Origin of the sequence: Rhodococcus yunnanensis NBRC 103083, from assembly GCF_001895005.1 — a bacterium.
Lineage (GTDB): Bacteria > Actinomycetota > Actinomycetes > Mycobacteriales > Mycobacteriaceae > Rhodococcoides > Rhodococcoides yunnanense.
The window spans coordinates 209,899-230,132 of record NZ_BCXH01000008.1; the positions used below are offsets into that span (position 1 = coordinate 209,899).

The window sequence follows — 20,234 nt, forward strand, 5'->3', positions numbered from 1 at the left end:
GGAGGAACGAGACCATGTCCGAGTCGAGAGATGATTCGCCACAGGAGAATTGGGATGCAATCGTGGTGGGAGCCGGCCTCGGTGGTCTGTCCGCGGCGGCCTACCTGGCCTCTGCCGGCAAGCGCACACTGGTTCTCGAGCAGCACAGCGTGATCGGTGGCTCGTCCCATGTCTTCAGGCGTCGTGGACGGTGGGAATTCGACGTCGGTGTCCACTATCTCGGCGACTGTGGGCCGGACGGGCAGGTGAGTCGTGTGCTGAAGGGCCTCGGCTTGCAAGAGCGTGTGCAGTTCGTCGAAATGGACCGGGACGGATTCGACACCGTCATCGCCCCGGACCTCGAACTCAAGATCCCGTGCGACTGGGATCAGTTGATGGACAACTTCATTGTGGAGTTTCCCAGAGAAGAACGAGCGATCCGGCGTTACTTCGGGGTTCTACGCGCGATCGGCGGGGGAATCGACCACAGCACGTCCTGTGCATCGCGGCGGAACCAGCTCGCGGCGATGCGTCGGATCGGCGCGAAGTCGTCGTGGATGTACGCACCACATGCCGCACTGATCGGAGCAAGCGGTATCAGTCCGCGGATCGCGCTGCTGGTGTCCCTCTATTCGGGTGCTTACGCCTCCGCAGCGACCACGGCGTCCGTGGGCATGCATGCGGGATATTTGCATGCATATGTCGATGGCGGGTCGTGGTTTCCCAAGGGAGGCGGGCAAGCCATGTCGGCGGGATTCGCCGACGTCATCCTCAGCCACGGTGGTCGGATCCGCACCGAAGTCACGGCGAGCTCGGTCCTGATCGAGAACGGTCGGGTCACGGGGGTTGAACTTGCAGACGGTAGCGAACTCCGAAGCCCGGTCGTCGTGTCCAACATCGACATCGGCAAGACCTACCGCGATCTCGTCGGCTACGACCACCTACCGTGGTGGCAGGCCAGAAGGATTCGCGGGTTCAAGATGTCGCCTCCGTACTTCACCGCCTACTTCGGCCTCGAACTCGACCTTCGTTCGGCGCCGAATACCAACTACTACGTCCTGCCGTCCTGGGACGACACCGCGAACACTAGGACTTTGCTGAGGACGTTGCCGGAGTTGGTCACCAAGGCAGGAGGACGCGAACCTATGGCGTGGGCACGCGACTACGCCCGTCGGCAGATCAGCATGGTCCACTCCGGAACGACGCGTGATCCCGACAACCCGCGGACTGCGCCGCCGGGATGCGCAGCAGTAGAGAGCTTGTCGATCGCACCGCCGGAACCCTCGGTATGGGGTCTGGACCAGGCGTCGGTCGACAATGGCAGCTATCGGGAGAACCCGGTCTACAGAGAGGTGAAAGAGATCCTGACCGAAGGGATGCTCGACCGGGTCGAGCAAGCGATTCCAGGCGCGCGAGCTTCGGTGGCGTGGTCCGAGAGTTCGACACCCGCCACCCAAGAGCGCTACACCGGCACCAATCCTGGCATCGGGTTGGAGCCGCGGGTGAGTCAGTGGGGAATCTTCCGGCCCGGTGTACGCACTGCGATCCCCGGCCTCTTTCTCGCCGGGACCAGCACTACGTGGGGCCCGGGAGTTTCCGGCGCGATGCTGAGTGGAATGCATGCTGCGGGTGCCATTCTCGGTCGTGACCTCGACGCGGAGGTGCGCGGCGGTGCCGTCCTTGCCGACACTCGACGGCTTCGACCTATTGGCGACACCGTGGACCCCCTGTGGGTGTGCACTCGCCCGGAGCGCAAGCAGTCGCACCCGGATCCCGCGGGGAGACGAAACGGAGCGCAGGTCGACAGTCACTCGGAGACGGCGGGGCGACGACCGACACCTACGTCGGCTCGTCTCGTCGAGGACCCTGCCGGGGATTCACAGACGTGACGTCAGTGATCATCATCGGTGCCGGATTCGGCGGTATGGGAGTTGCGGTCGAGCTCCTCGCTCACGGAACAGAGGATCTTCTGATCTTGGAGCGCGCGGCCGACGTGGGTGGGGTCTGGCGGGACAATCGCTATCCCGCAGCAGGCGTCGACACCCCGTCGCCTCTGTACTCGTTTTCGTTTGCTCCCAAATCGGACTGGACCTTTCGGTTCGCGATGCGCAACGAGATCTACGAGTACGCACAGGAGGTCGCAGAACGTTTCGGGCTCACCGATCGGATCAGGTTCGGTAGCGAGGTGGTCGGCGCTACCTATGACAACGAGCATTCTCGATGGACGGTTGCGACGGCCGACGGCGCACAGTTCAGCGCTGACGTTCTGGTGAGCGCCGTCGGGCAACTGTCTCAGCCTCGTCTGCCCGATATAGCGGGAGTCGAGAATTACGAGGGCATCTCGATGCATTCCGCCGAGTGGGACCCCACTGTCGATCTGGCGGACAAGCGTGTCGCGGTGATCGGTACGGGAGCCAGTGCGGCCCAGCTCATCCCGGCCATCGCGTCGGAGGCGGTGCAGTTGTCGGTCTTCCAGCGTCATGCCCCGTGGGTGTTCCCCAAGATGGATGTCGAGTACCCGAGATGGCGGAAGGCCCTCTTCGAGAGATTCCCGTCGGTACAGCGGGGTGAGAGGTTCTTCTTCTTCGCCATGCTCGATACGGCCTCTCTCGGCCTTGTCGACGTCCCGGCGGTTCGGTGGCCTCTGTCCTGGATCTCGCGTCGACATTTGCGCCGCCAGGTTCCCGACGACAACGTGCGCACGACGCTCACCCCGGACTACGAGATGGGCTGCAAGCGAGTGGTGTTCTCGAACACCTACTTGCCTGCGGTCGCGCGATCCGACGTCTCGGTGATCACCGAAGACATCGCAGAGATCGTTCGATCCGGCGTCAGAACCACCGACGGAACCGTGCATCCAGCGGACGTCATCGTCTATGCCACCGGGTTTCGGGCGACCGAGTTTCTTCGGTCGATCACCGTGACTGGGCGGGACGGATGTGATCTCGCCGAGGAGTGGGCAGCCAAGGGAGGTGCGCACGGCTACCTGGGGATGGCAGTCCCGAAGTTCCCGAACTTCTTCATGGCGGTTGGGCCGAATACTAGTCTGTCGGCCGGATCGCTCATCTATGTGATCGAGTCGCAGTCGCGGTACATCCGCCAAGCTGTCGACTTGATCAAGCGCAATGTCGGACAAGGTTTGGAGGTGCGCGCGGATGCGGCGGCGACATTCGACGAGGAGATGCAGCGCAAGCTACGGCGGTCTGTCTTTACGCGGTGTGCCAGCTGGTACCGGCACGACAGCGGCCGCGTTACGAGTAGCTGGCCCGACGCCGTTCTGGCCTACCGGCTTCGCACCCGACGTCTCGACCCGACTGCGTACTCGCTCGTCGGAGGTGCACGCGAGCCGATGCCGGAAGAAAAGATCCACACACCACTGAGAGGAGAGGGCATACAGTGAATACCCCGCAATTCAAGGTGGAGTTGACGGGTATCCCCGAAACTCTGCTATGGCCTCTGTACTGCCGTGCGGAAGAGTCGCGCCGTCCGGATTCCTTCCTCGACGACCCCGTTGCCGAGCAGCTATACGCATCCATCGACTATCCGTTCCGGCAGCGCTTCGGCGATCCTCGGGCGGTATTGGCCTTGCGAGCGCTTACCTTCGACCGACAGATCGAGGAATTCCTCTCCAGTCACCCGGCGGGCACCGTGGTTGCGTTGGGCGATGGTTTGGAGACTCAGTTCCAGCGGGTCGACAACCAGCAGGTCCGCTGGGTATCGGTCGATCTGGCGGACGTGATCGCGTTGCGACGAAGGGTCATGCCGCCTTCGGATCGAACCCACCTTCTCTCTCGCTCTGCGCTCGATCATTCGTGGATGGACGAGATCGATGCGTCGGACGGATTGTTGATCACGGCACTAGGTCTGTTCATGTACTTGGACGGCGATGCGGTGTTCGATCTGGTAGCGAAGTGTGCGGAACGATTCCCGCGAGCGTCGATGATGTTCGATGCGGTACCGCCCTGGCTGGTCGGTGAGACGACCGACGGCACGTGGTTGTCGAAGCTCATGATGCGCGGACGCGACGTCGATACCAAAGATGATGCCTACCGTCTCCCCCCGATGGTCTGGGGTGCGACATTCGGATCGATCCGCGCTGAGTTGTCCACGATTCGTGGAGTCGCCGCGGTTCGCGACATAAAGATGGTCCAGGGGCGCGGGTTGGTATTCAAGAGGCTGAATCCGCTGTTCGGGTCGTTGGCAGGCGTGCGTGATCTGCGCCCTTGCAACATTCTCATCGAATTCGCCTGACACGGCTCGTGATCTCGACGAAGTGAAGCGACGGCGAAGTAGAAGATCGAGTGGGACGGCACAACCTTGATCCGAGCTAGACCTCTGTCTGCACCATCGGTCGGCGCCAATTCTCGGTAGTCAGGAGTTGAGGTGCTGAAGTTACCCCGTAGTAGGGTGTGGAGTGTGACGTCAAACACCGAAGCTCAGGAGTCGGCAGCATCGGCTCCTGAGCCGAAGAACAGAGCAAGGCCGGTTTTGATCGGCGTGTCCGTCGTCGCAGTGGTGGCCCTGGTGGCAGCGGTGTGGTTCGGGATCGGATGGAAAAACGCGTGGGCGGACAAGTCGGTCGCCGACACTCGTGACTCCGCGCTCACGGGTGCGCAGCAAGTAGCGATCAACCTGAACACCGTCGACGCGGCGAACATCGATCAGTCCTTCGACGACATGAAATCGTCCATCACCGGTGACACGATGCTGAACGACCTCGAAGCCACTCGATCCTCCATCGACGACACCGTCCGCACGTCGGGTGCGAAGAGTTCGGCGGAGTTGATGCATTCGACACTCACCGAATTGAGCGCCGACGAGGGCACGGCGACGGCACTCGTCGTCATCGCGGCAACCACCACCTGGCCGGACAAGCCGGAGCAGAAGGTGAAGCTGACGATGCGCCTGTTCATGGAGGACGTCGACGGCACGTGGAAGGCCAACAAAGTCGATCCCGTGGGCGGTCGAATCGCGCTCGACCCGGCCGCAGCGCAGCCGGATTCGAATGCCCTGCCGCTCGATCCGAATGCACCGCCCGTCGATCCGGGTGCAGTGCCTACCGACCCGAACACGGCTCCTTCCGGGGCCGAGGCTCCTGCCGCCGTTCCCGGTGCCACCAGCGGCCCGTAGCGAGAACCGCCTCCGTTGCCGGACCGAAGTTCAACAGTTCCAAGGAGTTGTTTGCAGTGCCTCCCCAGCGCCGGAAGATCGTCCCGCCCACCACGACGAGCAAGGCTCGAAAGAAGGTCGCGGGCGCCAACCGCAAGACCGAGTCGATAGCCGACTCCGCAGCAGAGTCCACGGCTGAGTCCACGGCCCCCGAGCCGGTAGGCACAGAACCGGTGAGCACAGAACCGCTGAGCACAGAGCCTCCGACAGTCGATCTGTCCAAGGCGGAGACCACCAAGGCCGAGACCACCCAGGCGGAGACCGCCAAGGCCGAGACCACCAGCACCGCCGCTGCACCCGCAACCGCCACCGCCGGCCGCAGATCGTGGACCGGGGTCGCTGTTGTCGGAGCAGTAGCCGTGGTGCTGGCGGCGTTCGCGGTGGTTGCCGCGTTCGAGCCGGGTGCGAAGGTGGACAACACGGCCTGGGTCGATCAGGGCGCCACCTCGGAAGTGACCCGGGAAGCCGAGGATGCTCTGACCGCGCTCTACACCTACAGTGACGCCACCGTCGACCAGGATTTCGACAAGGCGCGTGCGTATCTGAATCCGGAGATGCTGGCCGAGTTCGACCGCGTGGCGGATACGACCAAGTCGGCTGTGCAGCAGACCCAGACGGCGACGCAGGCCGATATCTCGGACATCGGTGTGACCCGCCTCGAGTCGGACAAGGCGGAGCTCGTGGCGGTCCTGAATGTCAGTGCGACACAGGGCGGCGTCGCGCAGGGCAATGCCGAGGGGCCGATCGTGGTGAACATGGAGAAGACCGACGGCAAGTGGATTCTGTCGGCAATTTCCGACAGCTGAGATGTGACTTCTGTTACAGCTGAACGCGCGGTCGGTGGAAGAAACCGACCGCAGAAGAGGTTTCAGGCCTTTCGACGTACTCCGTGTGCGAAATCCTCACTGAGCGCCGCATGTTCGACGGTTAGCATCGCGCTTGCGTCCTGCAGTGGGGCGAGCCCTGGTTGCCCGCTGGCAACGCGGGCGGCCAGGGGTGGTTTCGAAAGAACACGGAGCATTCATGACCGACACCACCATCGGGCATCCCGTCACGAGCCAGTCCAGTGGCAGCGCGGGGTATTCGGCGTATGTGAATCCAGAATTGTCCGGCTTGTTGAGCGCCGTCGATCTCGACGCGGAATACGTTCGCGGCGAAGGTACGACGCTCTACGACGCCGCAGGCCGGGGTTATCTCGATTTCGCCGGGGCATACGGTGCTCTTCCGTTGGGGCACAGTCCTCGTTCGGTGTGGCGGGCGATCGAAGGAGTGCGAGAGCGCAGTGAGGCAGTCTTCGTTCAACCTTCGGTTCTGTCGGCCGCAGGGGATCTTGCCGCACGGTTGGTCAGCGTGGCCCCCGTCGGTCTCGGCCGCGTCACGTTCGTCAACAGCGGCGCCGAGGCCATCGAGGTAGCCATCAAGATCGCGCGTTCCGCGACGGGCAGGCTGGGAATCCTCAGCACCGTAAACAGTTTTCACGGAAAGACCCTCGGAGCCCTGTCGGCCACGGGGAACGGTAAGTACCAGGTCGGGTTCGGGGCGCCGGTGTCCGGATTCGACGCCATCGAGTTCGGTGACAGCGACGCGTTGGAGCGGGAGTTGACGGCCAGGCCGGGCTACTACGCCGCATTCGTCGTGGAGCCGATTCAGGGGGAGGGCGGCGTCGTGTCGCCTCCGCCCGGATACCTGACGCGTGTGCGTGAAATCTGCACTGCGCACGGCGTTCTCATGGCCGTGGACGAGGTGCAGACCGGGTTCGGTCGGACGGGTCGGATGTTCGCCTGCGATCACGAAGCCGTCGTTCCCGACATCCTGGCTTTGGCGAAGGCGCTGGGCGGTGGTCTTCTGCCCAGCGGAGCGGTGCTGTGCAAACCAGATCTGGTCGGGGAGAGTTTCGCACTGCGTCACACGTCGACGTTCGCGGGCGGTGCATTGACTGCCAGGGTCGGCCTCGCGGTGATCGACGAACTGATCGCCGGTGACCGTGCGTTGGTGTCCCGCGCGCGTGAGTGCGGTGATGTGTTGAAGCGGGAACTGCAGAAGGTGGCAATGAAGTACCCAGGGGTGATCACCGACGTGCGAGGACAGGGCTTGCTGCTCGGTGTCGAGTTCACCGACGACATCAACTTCGTCGGGGCGCAGTCCTTGCTCGGCTCGATCGCCGATCAGGAGAACCTAGCGGTGATGGTGGCGTCGTATCTGCTGCGGGTGGAAGGGATTCGGATCGCGCCGACGCTGTTCGGTGCGAGGGTGCTGCGGGTGGAACCGCCACTGACCGTGTCGGATTCCGAGTGCAGGCGTCTGGTGGCTGCACTCGATCGTGCTGTGGGTTTCGCCGCCGCAGGCGATCTCGCCGGCCTGATGGGCCACCTCGTCGGGCATCAGCCCAAATCGGTGCCGACGGTGTACCGGAATGCGGACTCCCGGTTGCCTCATGTTCAGGTGCACGAGAGTGATCACCTGTTCGGGTTCCTCGCGCATCCACTCGATCTGGAGGTGTTCGGGGCGTTCGACAACGCTCTCGGCGAGTTCGACGAAACGGAACGAGGTGAACTGCTCGGCCGATTCGCGCGGGCGACGTCGGAACTCAATCCGTCACCGATGGTGATCGGCAGCGGCCGCGTGATCCCGACGCAGGGAGATGCTGCGCATGGAACCCTGATCGGGCTTCCGTTCACGTCTGCGGCGCTGCTGAAGTTGCCGCCGATGGTGGCCGTCGCCGCAGTGGCGGCTGCTGTCGATCTGGCATTCGCCCGAGGTGCCGAAGTGGTGGGATTGGGCGGATACTCGTCGGTCATCACCGCTAACGGTCTGGCGCTCGGACAGCGGGCGGGGTATTTGACCACCGGCAATTCGTTCACTGCCGCAGCGAGTATCCGTGCTGTGCGGCGGGTGTGCGTCGAACGGGGTCTCGATCTCGCCGATCTGCGGGTGACGATACTCGGTGCGGCCGGAGCGATCGGAAGCACGATCGCGCGGGCGCTAGCACCGGAAGTGGGCACGGTGTCGTTGGTGGGACGTCCGGGCGAGCACGGAAAGATCGCACCGAAACTGTGGAAGGCGGCCACCGTCATCGTCGGCGGCGCAGGGGAGGGCAGTGGTCGATTCGCGGATGCGGTACGCCAGACAGGTGGGTCGATCGACGACCTCATCTCGTCGGGACGTCTGGAATTCTTCGACGATCCGAGGCTCGGAGTTGCGCGCGCTCACATCGTGATCGCGGCAACATCGGCACCGCACTCGCTGATCGATGCGGTCGATCTGGCACCGAACGCCATCGTGTGCGACGTCGCTCAACCGCCGAACATTCCGCACGACGTCGGCAGCGTTCGTCCCGATGTCACCGTGTTCGACGGCGGCATCGTCCGGTTGCCTTCGGGCTCGAACTTCGGGCTCACCTACGGTCTGGCTCCCGGTCTGACGTACGCGTGCATGGCCGAGACGATGCTGTTGTCGTTGTCGCGGGAGTTCGAACTGCGCAGCATCGGAGTCGAACTCGATGCCGCGAACGTCGAGAGGTTGGGAGAGCTGGCCGATCGCTACGGCTTCGAGTTGGCCGAGTCGACGCGGTGGCGTGAGGAGAAGTAACCGGTAGGACACCCATCGGCTGTACAGGGAGACGGGCGGGCTACGGCTCGCTCGTCACCTGTGCGGGCGGACGATTCACCCGATACACGAGTGGGCCCTTCGGTCCGATGGTGACGGTCTCCGCCTCGACGAAGCCCATTTCCGTCCAGAACGGAAGGTTGCCCTCCTTGCAGATCCCGTACATCGTCCGGCCGTCGCGATCGCACCGATCGACCATCGCGCGAGTGAGTCGGCGACCGACCCCCGATCGGTGCAGCGACGGTTCGACACCCAGATAGACCCACAGAACTGCCTCGGGATCGGGCGCGCCCGCATCCAGCACGCGATCCATCTGGATGCCTGCGCGCACACCGCGGCCCATCGCCCACAACAGGTGCGGTCCGCTGATCAACATGCGCCACCACGGATCGGGTGGTGCATCGTGCGGATGCCACAGGCTCACACCGACGATCACGCCGTCGACGACGGCGACGTCGGCACCGCCCACGGGCAGATAGCGATGGCGGATCAGCGCGGACATCATGCGGCGCTGCTGTGTCGGCCGGCGTCGGTCGTCGGGAAAGAAATAACCGCTGACCGGGTCGTCCACCTGAAATGCACGAGACATCATGGCGGACATCGCCGGTATGTCCGCACTCGTGGCGAGTCTGATCTCAACCGACATGTTGGGAGTCCTTGTCCGTCGTTCGGAGATTCGGGTCGAGGGGTTTTCGTGGGTGCAGCCACCAGTTCGCCTCGCCCATGAGTGCGACAAGCGCCGGAACGAGAAGCATCCGCACCACGGTCGCGTCGAGAAGCAACCCGACGATGACGCCGATGCCCACCAGTCGCATCATCGCCAGCTCGGACAGCGAGAAGAAGGCGGTGACGGTGATGAGCAACAGCGCTGCCGCGGTGACGACCCGTCCAGTTCGCGCGGCGCCGGTTGCGACCGCTTCCCGTGTGGTGGCACCGGCGTCGTGCGCTTCGACGATGCGCGAGAGAAGGAAGATCTCGTAGTCCGTCGACAGTCCGAAGACCACGGCCATGATCAGGATGCTCATCGTCGCCTGCAGCGGGCCAGGGGTGATACCGAGAAGCCCTGCGCCATGGCCGTCGTGGAAGACCCACGTGAGTACGCCGAACGTTGCTGCCAGGCTCAGCATGGCCATCGCAATCGCCTTGGTGGACAACACCACCGAGCGGAATGCTGCGGTGGTGACGACGAACGTCGCGGTGATCATGATCGCGAACATCCACGGGATCGTGTCGTACACCGAGGAGATACCGTCCTGGCTCAGAGCCGTCGCACCCCCGATGCGAATCTCGGTTCCGTCGGGGGCGTCGAGGCCTCGCAGCCTCGTGACCGTCGCCAAGGCCTCCTTGGTTCTGTCGGGGGAGGTCAGAATGGCTCGGATCGCCGCGTAGTCGTCCGCACTTCCCGAGGGGATCGCGGCAGCGATGCCGTCGACTCGTCCCATCTCGCCCGCGAATTGTTGGACGAGCGCAGGATCCGGTTGGCCGCCCGCGTCGGACACGACCATGACCGTCACACCGGAATTGGCGAGCGGAAAGTCGGAGAACAGCGTGTCGGTCGCGATTCGTGCGGGCGCGTCGGGAGGAAGTCCCTTGTGGTCGAGGTCGCCGAGCGCCACCCCGAAGATCGGCGCGCTGAGCAACCCGAGGAAAACGAAGATGGCGACTGCGACGACCACGGGCCGCCGCATCACCCGTTCCGCGACGGAGCGCCAGAAGCGTTCGGCCCGGGCATCGCCGCGATCGATCGCGCCTTTTCTCCAGCTCAACGAATTGATGCGTGGGCCGAGCAGGACGAGCGCAGCGGGTAGCGCAGTGAGTGAGACGAACGCGGCGACGGCGACAGCGGCCATACCGCCGAAGCCGAGTGATCGGATCATCGCCTGCGGGAAGATCAGCATGCCGATGAAACCGCACACGAGAAGCAACGCCGAGAATGCCACCGTACGGCCGGCCGTGGACATCGTCCGATACACGGCTTCTTCGGTGGACGCGCCCCGCCGAAGCTCCTCCCTGAATCTGGTCAGCACGAACAGGCTGTAGTCCACCGCCATGCCGAGCCCGACGAGCGAGGCGATGTTGGTCGCGAAGATGCTGACTTCGGTGAACGTGGTGAGCAGCCGCATCACCGCGAGTGAGGCCAGAATGCTGAGCCCGCCGATACACAGTGGAACGGCCGCCGCGGTCACGCCGCCGAAGATGAGTAGCAGCAGAACCATCAGGATCGGGAACGTGATGGTCTCGGCTCGGACGAGGTCGGCTCTGGCTTCGGTGTTGTAGGCGTCGGCGATCGTGGAGAAGCCGCCGAATTGCACGTCGATACCGTCGATCTGCCTGGCATCTCGGAGGTCGAGGAACGTCTTGACGCGTGTGTCCTCGTCGCCGACGAGTGTGAGCACCGCGATGGCGGATCTTCCGTCGAACGACTTCAGGCCCTGGGAGATGACCGGTGGCATGTTCCAGTACGAGACGGGATCGCGAGCGAGGACCGCCCGATCGATTTCGTCGAGATTCTGCTCGACGTCGGTGCCGATCCGATCGATGCTGCGCCCGTCCTCGGGCGTGTAGAGAATGACGACGTCCGGAACCTGACGACCGAACTGTGCCTCGACGATCTCGTCGACTTCGGCGGCCTCGCTTCCCGGGTCCGTGTAACCGCCGAGACTGAGATCTCGGACGACGCCGATGCCCCACACTCCCGCGACGACGATGACGAGAACGCATGCTGCCACGACGAAGCGCGCGTGCCGGATGACGAACTGCACCGGGCGGTTTCGATGCTGGGTCGATCCATCGGCGTTGTCGGCCACAGTGTGTCCTGTCCGTTCGAAACGATCGCTCGACGGGGCGAGATTACCCCGATCGAGAGGAGCAGTCGATAGTGTTGGAGAAGATCGTGCCGGTATGGTCCGGCGGGCCGAGCTTCTCGCGTATCTCCTTCCCCTGCTTCGTGTTCGGATGTCCCTTCGTCAGAACTGCTCCAACACCGAGGCGAGAACGGTCAGCGCAGTGTCGATCTGTTCGTGCGTGTGTTCGCTGGAGACGAAGAATCTCAGTCGCTCCTCGCCGAGCGGAACGGACGGATACGTGATCGAGTTCGCGTTGATCCCCTCGTGCAACAGACTCACTCCGGCAAGCACGGTCTTCTGTGTGTCACCGATGATGATCGGCAGAATCGGTGTGCCCTCGGCGAGTCCGGTCGCAAATCCCAACGATTGGGAGAGCGCAAACGCGTACGACGCGTTCTCCCGCAGCCGGGCCACTCGCTCGGGTTCGGCGTCGATGATGGCGAGCGCCGTCGATGCCGCAGCGATGGACGCCGGTGCGGGAGCGGTGGCGAACATGCTGAGGCCGGGGGCCGAGTACTTGAAACCCCGAATCAGTTCCCGTCGTCCGGCGAGAAATCCCCCGACACTGCCCAGCGCCTTCGACATCGTCCCCATCCAGACGTCGACCGCGTCGCCGGGAAGCCCGTACAACTCGCGAATGCCGTGGCCACGTTCCCCGAGAACACCGAAGGAGTGCGCCTCGTCGATCATCACGGCGCAGTCGAAGCGACGGGCGATCTCGACGAGCTGCGGCAGCAGGGCAACGTCACCGTCCATGCTGTAGTGGCTTTCGAGAATCACCATCGCGCGGCCGAAGCTGCCGCGAGACATCTTCAGTATCGCTTCGAGTGACGCCGGATCGTTGTGCCGAAACGTGACTCGGCGACATCCCGCCCATTCGGTTCCGGAGACGATGCTGCTGTGCACCAGAGCGTCGCAGACCGCGAGATCACCGTGGCCGAGCAGGTAACCCACCGCAGCGGCATTCGTCAGGTAGCCGCTTGTGGTGACCACGGCATCGTCGACGTCGTACTTCTCGGCGATCTGCGCCTCGAACTGCGCGTACAGCGGTATCTGGCCGGAGACGATCCGGCTTGCCGACACCGACGTGCCGTACTCGTCGATGGCGGCCTTCGCTGCATCCGCCACACGCGAGTCGGCGCTCAGGCCGAGGTAGTTGAAGCTGCCGAAGTTGATCATGTCTCGATCGAGCTGCCGAATGGTCGGTCCGCTCTTGCCCTCGTGTGGAAGGTACAGCGGGTTCGGCAGTTCCAATCCGGCGAACATCTGCTCGACGCCGTCGAACTGGGCGACGGTGGCAACGATGTCCGGATGATCGAGCAACCCTCGGCCTTGCGCAGACTCGGTCCGGCCGAGCAGCGTCGGGGCGGACTTCGGAGTGCCGGCCGCAGCAGCGTTCTCGTCGACGTGCACCGTCGAATAGCCGGTCCTGGCCAGTAGCTGCCGTGCGATCTCACGCGAATCGGTGGTCATGTCACACACTCCCTACCGGCTGGATTTCGGTGTCGTCCGCGGCTGCGCCGACCGCAGCGATGACGTCGACGTCGATCGGTGCAGGTGCAGGCGTCGATGTTGCGCTGTCCGCGCGTGCCGTCAGACCCGCAGCCAGCTTCGCGCCGATGGCCGAGAGGCCGTGACCGCGGCCGAACTCGAGCACGGACAGTTCGAGGCCGACTGCCTTGCCGACCCGGGCTGCGAATTCGACAGCCATCAGTGAATCGAGCCCCAGTTCGGGTAGGGGAGTCACGATGTCGACGGCTTCGGCATCGATGCCCATCACGAGCGCCAGCTGCTCGGCGAGGATGAACGTCAGGACCTCGGCCCGCTGTTCCTCCGGAAGTGCGAGGATCTCGGCGTGCAGCGCCGAGATGCCGGAACCTCCGGTGCTGGCCGCCGCGATATGAGCGGCGAAACGCGGAATGCTCGCCGATGCCGGATTGGCGATACCCCATTGCTCCCAGTCGATTCCGACGAGTGCGACGTGCGGGATGTCGAGCGTCAGGCTCTCTCGGAGATAGAGCGTCGCCGCGTCCATGTCGATGTTCCGGAACCCGAGCATCTCCAGATAGCGAACCACCTCCTGCTGCGATTCGGCCATTCCACCTCCTGACATCGAACCCCAGCTGACGGTGAATGCGGACTTGCCCCTGTTACGCCTGGACCATGCCAGCGCGTCGAGGACGGAATTGGCTGCCGAGTACGAGACCTGTGGTGCGCCTCCGGTCAGAGAACTCATCGACGAGAACATCACGAAGATGTCCGGATCCACTCCCGCAGCATCGAGTGCACGATCGAGATTGAGAGCCCCGGTCACCTTGGGAAGGAACACGCTGCGCAGCGAATTCTCGTCGATGTCGTTGACTGCGTGGTTGTTCACCACTCCTGCCGTGTGGAACACCCCACGCAACCGGTGAGGTGTCGCGCCGACTCTGGCGATCATCGCAGCGACGGCATCGGGATCGGAGATGTCTACGAGCTCCTGCGTGAGAACCACTCCGGCCGCGGACAACGATTCCACCGTCGCACGGGCTCGATCGGTGATCGCCCCGCTCCTGCCGACCAGCACCAGGTGGCGCGCACCCTCGTCGACGAGCCACCGCGCGATGGCCGAACCGAATGCGCCGAACCCGCCGGTGACGAGATAGGTTGCGTCGGGGTCGATGTCGACCGTGGGGATCCTCGGACGTACGACGGGGGAATCCTCGGCCAGGCTCAGCACGACACGGCCGGTGTGGGTCGAGCGCACCACAGCATCGAATGCTTCACCCACCCGGTCCAGCGGATACGTGGTATACGGAAGGTGGACGTAGTCGCCCGAGATCATCGTATCGAGCACTTCGCGGGTGACCTGCCGCGCCAGAGCCGGTTTGTGCTCGAACATCCGGTCCATGTCCACCGCGAAGAACGTGAGGTTACGGTCGAAGGGCTCGAGGTCCATGACGCCGCCGAAGTAGATATCGGCCTTGCCGATCTCCACGATTCGTGCGAATTCCGCTGCCACGTGCAGATTCTGGGCCATGATCTCGCCGGGAGACGAGTTGAACACGACGTCGACGCCCCTGCCGTCGGTCAGGGCCATCACTTCCTCCGAATAGTTCAGCGACCGCGACGCGAGAACGTCGTCGGCGCCCGCAGCCCTGGCGACGGCTCGTCGGTCCTCGGTACCCGCGGTCGCGATGACGCGAGCGCCCAGCAGGTGCGCGACCTGGACGGCGGCGAGACCCATCCCTCCCGCGGCCCCGTGGACGAGAACCGTCTCACCCGGCTGCACGCGCGCGAGGTGGATCAGTCCGTAGTGCGCACACAGGAACGGGAGGATCGACGAGCACCAACCTGCCTGCCATCCGTCGGGAATGGACATCGTGCCGCCCTCGTCGATTCCGACGGTGACGTAGCGGCGCATCATGTTGCGGGCGCAGACGCCCATCTGATCACCGGGGGACACCTCGGTGACGCCGGGGCCGACACGGGTGACCGTTCCTGCGCCCTCTAGCCCGAGAGTCGTTCCGAAGTAAGTGCCCGCGAGCTCCTTGTCCGTCAGTACTCCCATGACCTTGAGCGGGTCCTTGTAGTTCAATCCGACGGTCTCCATGCGGACCTCGACCTCGCCTGGCCCGGGGGCGCGTCGATCGTGTGCACGGAAGGCGATGTCGGACAGCAGCTTCGACTTCGGAACTTCGACCGCGAAAGACTGCTCGGGGTCGCGCAGAACCGTCGGTTGATCTCGGAGCGCGAGGTGATCGTCGAGGCTGCTCTGGAGTACGACAACCCACCGCGAGCCTTGACGGAGTGCGACCTCGTCGACGACATCACCTGCGAACGCACCCGAGGCGAACGTCTCGGTGACCAGTTCCAGTTCGGATGTCCGCGGCTCGGTATCGATGAATCGCCATGCAGCGGGCGACTGTTCGTTTCGAAGCGATCTGCGCGCACCGACGAGACCGGCGTGCGCCAGGTCGGCGCCGTCCGTGTCGCCCGGCATGCAGAACGCGCGCTCGGTGACGACGACCGCGGTGACCGAACCCGGTTCCGTCGCGGGGCCGGTGTCGTCGCCGTAGATCGAGATGTGAACGGCCCGTGCGAGAATCAGCAACGACGCGACCGCGTCCGCCGGGTCCTCGAACCGTCCGGCGACGGCGACGACGGTTGCATGCTCGACGCCGTCGACAGCCAGTCCCTCGCGCAGCGCTGCGACCAGATCTCGATCGGTAGTGCTGTCCGCGTCCATGATTCGCGCATTCTCACGTGAGGAGGCGATGGCATCGGCTCGCGCCGTCGCAGTGGTCCCCTCGGCGTCGCCGAGTACGACGACGAGCGCGAAGTCGTGTGCTGCCGTCTCACCCACCGCGCCGGCGTCGCGGTTGTCGCGCAGTTCCCAGACCGGCTCGTAGAAGACCTTCGACAGCTGCGCGTGCAGCGATTGCGGCGGCGCGATGGGGCGGAACTCGACACCGTTCAGGGTGACCGCGGCTCGCCCTTCGTCGTCGGTGACGGCGATATCGGCTCGCATCGGATCGGTCGACGTCCGGCGGACGACGACGGTGGCACGGTCGGGGATGGGGCCGTAGCGGCGCACTGTCGCCACCGCCGCAGGCACCACCGCACCGGAGACACCGGACGGAGAGGCGAGGGTGGCCACACACTGCAGCGCGGTGTCCAGAACTGCCGGATGAACGAGGTGGCCGGACCCCGAATGCGCGGTCGTGTCGATCGTCGCGACGACGAAGTCGGTCCCGATGCGTGCTTCCTCGATACCTTGGAACGCGGGACCGTACTGCAGGCCCGCGGCATGCAGCAGCGGATACAGCGCGTCACCGGTCACCTCGTGAACGGGCCCGGTCAGCTCGGACGCAACGAACGGCGCATCGAAGTGACCCTCGACGAGACGTCCGGTCGCGTTGACGGTCCATGTCGTCGACGCCGCGGATCTGGACCTGATGACACAACGCCGGGTGCTGTCCTCGACCGCGATCTGCAGCACCGGTACATCGTGCTTGTCGACGACGAGTGGCGCCACGAACTCGACGTGTTCCAGTCCCACCTCTCCTCGGCCGCTTCGCACGGCTGCGGCGCTGAGGGCAGCGTCGAGGTATGCGGTGCCCGGCAGCAGTACGAGTCCGTCGACGACGTGGTCGTGCAACCAGGGGAGTTGTGAGATCGCCAGCTCCGCATGCCATTCCGGCGAGGCCGATCCGGAACGGTCACCGAGCATCGGATACACGGTGGTGGATCCGAAGCGATCGGCGACGGACGCCTCGTCCTCGGTCCATACCCGGCTGCGCTGCCAGGGGTAGGCGGGCAGCTCGACGTGCGGTGATGCTGCCGCCTCGCCGGGCGCGAAGATGCGACCGTCGAACGAACCGGCTGTGTACAGGTTCGACAGTGTGGCAGTGAGGCTTTCGGTATCGCTCTGCTTGCGGACGAGCGTTGCGATCGACGTGCCGGGATCGCCGGTCCGAATGAGAATCTCACGAATGTTTCCGGACAGCACAGGATGCGGGCCGACCTCGAGGAACACGCGGTGGCCTCGCGCGAGAAGTGCAGTGATCGTGTCCGCGAACCGAACCGGCTTGCGCACGTTGTCGACCCAGTACGACGCGCCCCATCCGTCGTCGGTGACCTCGTCTGCGGTGACGGTCGAGAACAGCGTCAGTTCGGGAACCCGCGGTTCGATCGACGCGAGCGCGCCGGCGACCTCGTCGAGGATCGGATCCATCAGATGGCTGTGGTACGGCACCTCCACCTGGAGGCGCTTGGCGAAGATGCCCGCTTCGGTCAACGCCTCGGCCAGCGAGGTGAGGTGAACGGCATCGCCCGCAAGCGTGACCGCGGACGGGCTGTTGACCGCTGCAATGGACACGTGCGCGCTCATGTCCTCCCCGGCCTCGGCCAGACGGGCGAGCGCGTCCGTTTCGGACAATCCGACAGCGAGCATCGAGCCGCTACCTGCCGTCGTGGCCTGCAGGCGCGCTCGGTGGCAGCTGACCAGCAACGCGTCGTGCAACGTCAATGCGCCGCTGACGTACGCCGCACTGACCTCGCCGACGCTGTGCCCGACGACGGTGGCAGGCTCGACGCCGTGCGACCGCAGCTCGGCGACGAGGGCGACCTGGACCAGGAAGTTCGCCGGCTGCGCTACCTCCGTGTCGGTGATCCGCGAGGACTCCTCGTCGCGGTTCAGCTCCTCGATGATGGACCATCCGGCGATCTCGACGAAGGCTGCGTCGACGACTGCGGCTGTGCGTGCGAATTCTCCTCCCGCAGCGAGAAGTTCACGTGCCATGCCCCACCACTGCGGCCCCATACCGCTGAACACGAAGACCGGGGGAGCGTCCGCGCCGGCGACCGTGTGTGCGGTTTTCCCTGTGCCGGAGGCGAAATCGCGCAGTCCGGCGAGTAGACCAGCGGAGTCGCTGTAGCTCAGAGACGCCCGGACCGGGTGATGCGCACGCCGAGTCCACGCGGACGCGGTGAATGCGTCGACCGTGTACTCGGGTGCATCCTCGAGAAGGGACTCGAGCCGGTCGGCGAGGGTTGCTGCGACCTCGCGTGCCGCGGCCTCGGTACGAGCGGACAGGGGAAAGATGCGTGGGCCTGCCGGGGTGTCGACATGTGGGGTGATGGTCGGGGCGCTGTCCATGACGACGTGCGCGTTGGTGCCGCCGTAGCCGAAGCCGTTGATGGCGACGATCGGCCTGTCGTACAGATCGGGAAACGGCTCGACCTCGACGGGAACACGAATCTTCAACTCGTCGAACGGAATTGCCGGGTTCAGGGTATCGAGCCAGGCCTGAGGCACGATGGTGCGATGGTGGATCGACAATGCGCTCTTGATCACGCTCGCGATACCGGCGGCGGCCTCGGTGTGACCGATCGAAGCCTTGATCGACCCGACGACGAGTGGAATCTCGCGGCCGGGCACAGCGCCGTATGCGCCACCGAGAGCATCCAATTCCAGTGGATCGCCGACCGATGTCCCTGTTCCGTGTGCTTCGACGTACCCGACCCGACTCGGATCGATACCCGCCTCCGCACAGACACGTTCCGCGAGAATCCGCTGCGATACCGGGTTCGGCACCGGGATCGCGATCGTGCGTCCGTCCTGGTTGACGCCCGAGCCGCGGATCACCGAATAGATTCGGTCACCGTCGCGTACGGCGTCGGCGAGGGGGCGTAGCAGCACCATGCCCGCGCCCTCGCCGCGGCCGTAACCATCGGCCGCGGCGTCGAAGGATTTGGAACGGCCGTCGAACGCCAGGAAACGGCCCTTGCACATCGAGATGAAGGTCTCCGGTCGGATCATCGTGTTCGCGCCGCCGACGAGGGCCATCTCGCATTCGCCGCGATCGAGGGCCCGCACGGCCTCGTGCATCGCCACGAGCGACGACGAACATGCGGTGTCGATGGTCATCGACGGGCCGATCAGGTCCAGCGCGTACGAGATCCGGTTCGACAGCAGTGTATGCGACGAGCTGGTCGCACTGTGCGCATTGATGAACGGGCGCCCCATCTGCGAGGAACGAAGTCCCGCAGAATCATTGGTGAAACCGCCGACGTACACGCCGATCGGATTTCCGGCGACGCGACCGGCGTGACCTGCGTCGTCGAGCGCCTCCCATGCCACCTCGAGAAGTAGGCGTTGCTGTGGATCGGTGACCGCCGCTTCGCGAGGAGAGATGCCGAAGAACTCGGGGTCGAAGTCCCACAGAGACTGCGTCAGGAATCCGCCCTTGCGGGTGTACATGCGTCCGGGGGCGTCGGGATCCGGGTCGTAGAAGCGGTCGACATTCCATCGGTCCGCCGGAATATCGACGATTCCGTCACCCTTCGAGATCATGAACTCCCAGAAACTCTGCCCGTCGTGGACTCCTCCCGGGAAACGGCATCCGATACCGACGAGTGCAACCTCGACCATGACTCTCCTAAGAAGCATTGATGGCACTGATGAGCTTGATGGCACTGATGAGCTTGATGGCACTGATGAGCTTGGGGGCAGGCTTCGGGGAGGCGTCGACCTGCGACAGAGCACCTGGCTCGGCTTCGATCATCGTGTTTCCCCCCGAAACGCGTGCGCGCCGAGGGTGCGGCATCCGAATTGCCCACAGCCAACGGAAGACTCCGTTCGGCTGCCCCTACACGATCCCCCGCTTGGCGCTGACTGAATACAACCAGACTCGGTGCAGAACCGCCATAGGGAAGCGAGTTGACGAGCTTCGTCGCGTCCGGAGACGACAAGGTCCAGTTTTCAACATGTTTCGGAGCTCGTAGAAGTTGGACGCTCGTGCGGACATACTGGACGGTCGATCCACTGGCTGTAGTGAAGGTCGTATCTCTATCCCGATCTTCGGAGATGTTGTCGTGCAGTTCAATTGGCGGTATTTGACGAGCGTGCGGGGCAAAAATTACTGTGGTGCAGCAAATTTCACGGAGGGCATCCATGCATCGGGCGTTCGATCGTCGGTGCTACGACCGTCGGAGTCCCAACTGTCGGGGGGTATCGGGTTCGCGGGCTGCGCAGGTTGCAGCGGCTGCGCGGGGTGCATCGTGCGCGTGGGCTGGAGGGTGCGCGGCGGGGGGTGTGGGGTCGGCGGGGTGTGCCGGGTTCGCTGGCTGCGCGGGTTGCTGCGGCTGCGC

11 protein-coding genes are annotated in these 20,234 nt (G+C 64.5%); 6 read left to right on the forward strand and 5 right to left on the reverse strand.

Annotated features, from left to right (window positions below; genetic code table 11):
- The first annotated feature begins 14 nt into the window (after positions 1 to 14).
- The 6 genes from RY1_RS15490 to RY1_RS15515 all read left to right on the forward strand — a co-directional run bounded on the left by RY1_RS15490 (position 15) and on the right by RY1_RS15515 (position 8,736).
- Entirely contained in the window at positions 15 to 1,868 is a 1,854-nt protein-coding gene (locus RY1_RS15490) for a phytoene desaturase family protein (protein ID WP_072804559.1), read from the forward strand.
- Positions 1,865 to 3,379 carry a flavin-containing monooxygenase gene (locus RY1_RS15495; RefSeq protein ID WP_174565388.1) on the forward strand — a complete coding sequence of 505 codons (1,515 nt, stop codon included), beginning with the start codon at positions 1,865 to 1,867 and terminating at the stop codon, positions 3,377 to 3,379. Before RY1_RS15490 ends, RY1_RS15495 begins: the two co-directional genes overlap by 4 nt.
- Positions 3,376 to 4,230, forward strand: a complete 855-nt coding sequence (locus RY1_RS15500) for a class I SAM-dependent methyltransferase (protein WP_072804561.1) — start codon at positions 3,376 to 3,378, stop codon at positions 4,228 to 4,230. Before RY1_RS15495 ends, RY1_RS15500 begins: the two co-directional genes overlap by 4 nt.
- A gap of 165 nt (positions 4,231 to 4,395) precedes the next feature.
- The gene (locus RY1_RS15505) at positions 4,396 to 5,109 is read left to right on the forward strand and encodes a hypothetical protein (protein WP_072804562.1); all 714 of its coding nucleotides are present in this window, start codon (positions 4,396 to 4,398) and stop codon (positions 5,107 to 5,109) included.
- Between the two features lie 56 nt (positions 5,110 to 5,165).
- A complete protein-coding gene (locus RY1_RS15510) occupies positions 5,166 to 5,954 on the forward strand; it encodes a hypothetical protein (protein ID WP_072804564.1) in 789 nt (262 codons plus the stop codon).
- Between the two features lie 217 nt (positions 5,955 to 6,171).
- The gene (locus RY1_RS15515; RefSeq protein ID WP_072804566.1) at positions 6,172 to 8,736 is read left to right on the forward strand and encodes an aminotransferase class III-fold pyridoxal phosphate-dependent enzyme; all 2,565 of its coding nucleotides are present in this window, start codon (positions 6,172 to 6,174) and stop codon (positions 8,734 to 8,736) included.
- A gap of 40 nt (positions 8,737 to 8,776) precedes the next feature.
- Here RY1_RS15515 and RY1_RS15520 read toward each other — a convergent pair whose 3' ends face one another.
- The 5 genes from RY1_RS15520 to RY1_RS30865 all read right to left on the reverse strand — a co-directional run bounded on the left by RY1_RS15520 (position 8,777) and on the right by RY1_RS30865 (position 19,648).
- Positions 8,777 to 9,400 carry a GNAT family N-acetyltransferase gene (locus RY1_RS15520; protein ID WP_072804568.1) on the reverse strand — a complete coding sequence of 208 codons (624 nt, stop codon included), beginning with the start codon at positions 9,398 to 9,400 and terminating at the stop codon, positions 8,777 to 8,779.
- Positions 9,390 to 11,561 (reverse strand): MMPL family transporter, encoded by a 2,172-nt coding sequence (locus RY1_RS15525; protein WP_084727448.1) that lies wholly within the window; start codon positions 11,559 to 11,561, stop codon positions 9,390 to 9,392. Before RY1_RS15525 ends, RY1_RS15520 begins: the two co-directional genes overlap by 11 nt.
- A 159-nt stretch (positions 11,562 to 11,720) precedes the next feature.
- A complete protein-coding gene (locus tag RY1_RS15530; RefSeq protein ID WP_072804569.1) occupies positions 11,721 to 13,073 on the reverse strand; it encodes an aminotransferase class I/II-fold pyridoxal phosphate-dependent enzyme in 1,353 nt (450 codons plus the stop codon).
- 1 nt (position 13,074) lies between these two features.
- Positions 13,075 to 19,515, reverse strand: coding sequence for a type I polyketide synthase (locus RY1_RS15535; RefSeq protein ID WP_072804571.1), 6,441 nt, complete (start codon positions 19,513 to 19,515; stop codon positions 13,075 to 13,077).
- A 7-nt stretch (positions 19,516 to 19,522) separates the two neighbouring features.
- The gene (locus RY1_RS30865; protein ID WP_281249978.1) at positions 19,523 to 19,648 is read right to left on the reverse strand and encodes a hypothetical protein; all 126 of its coding nucleotides are present in this window, start codon (positions 19,646 to 19,648) and stop codon (positions 19,523 to 19,525) included.
- Positions 19,649 to 20,234 lie beyond the last annotated feature (586 nt).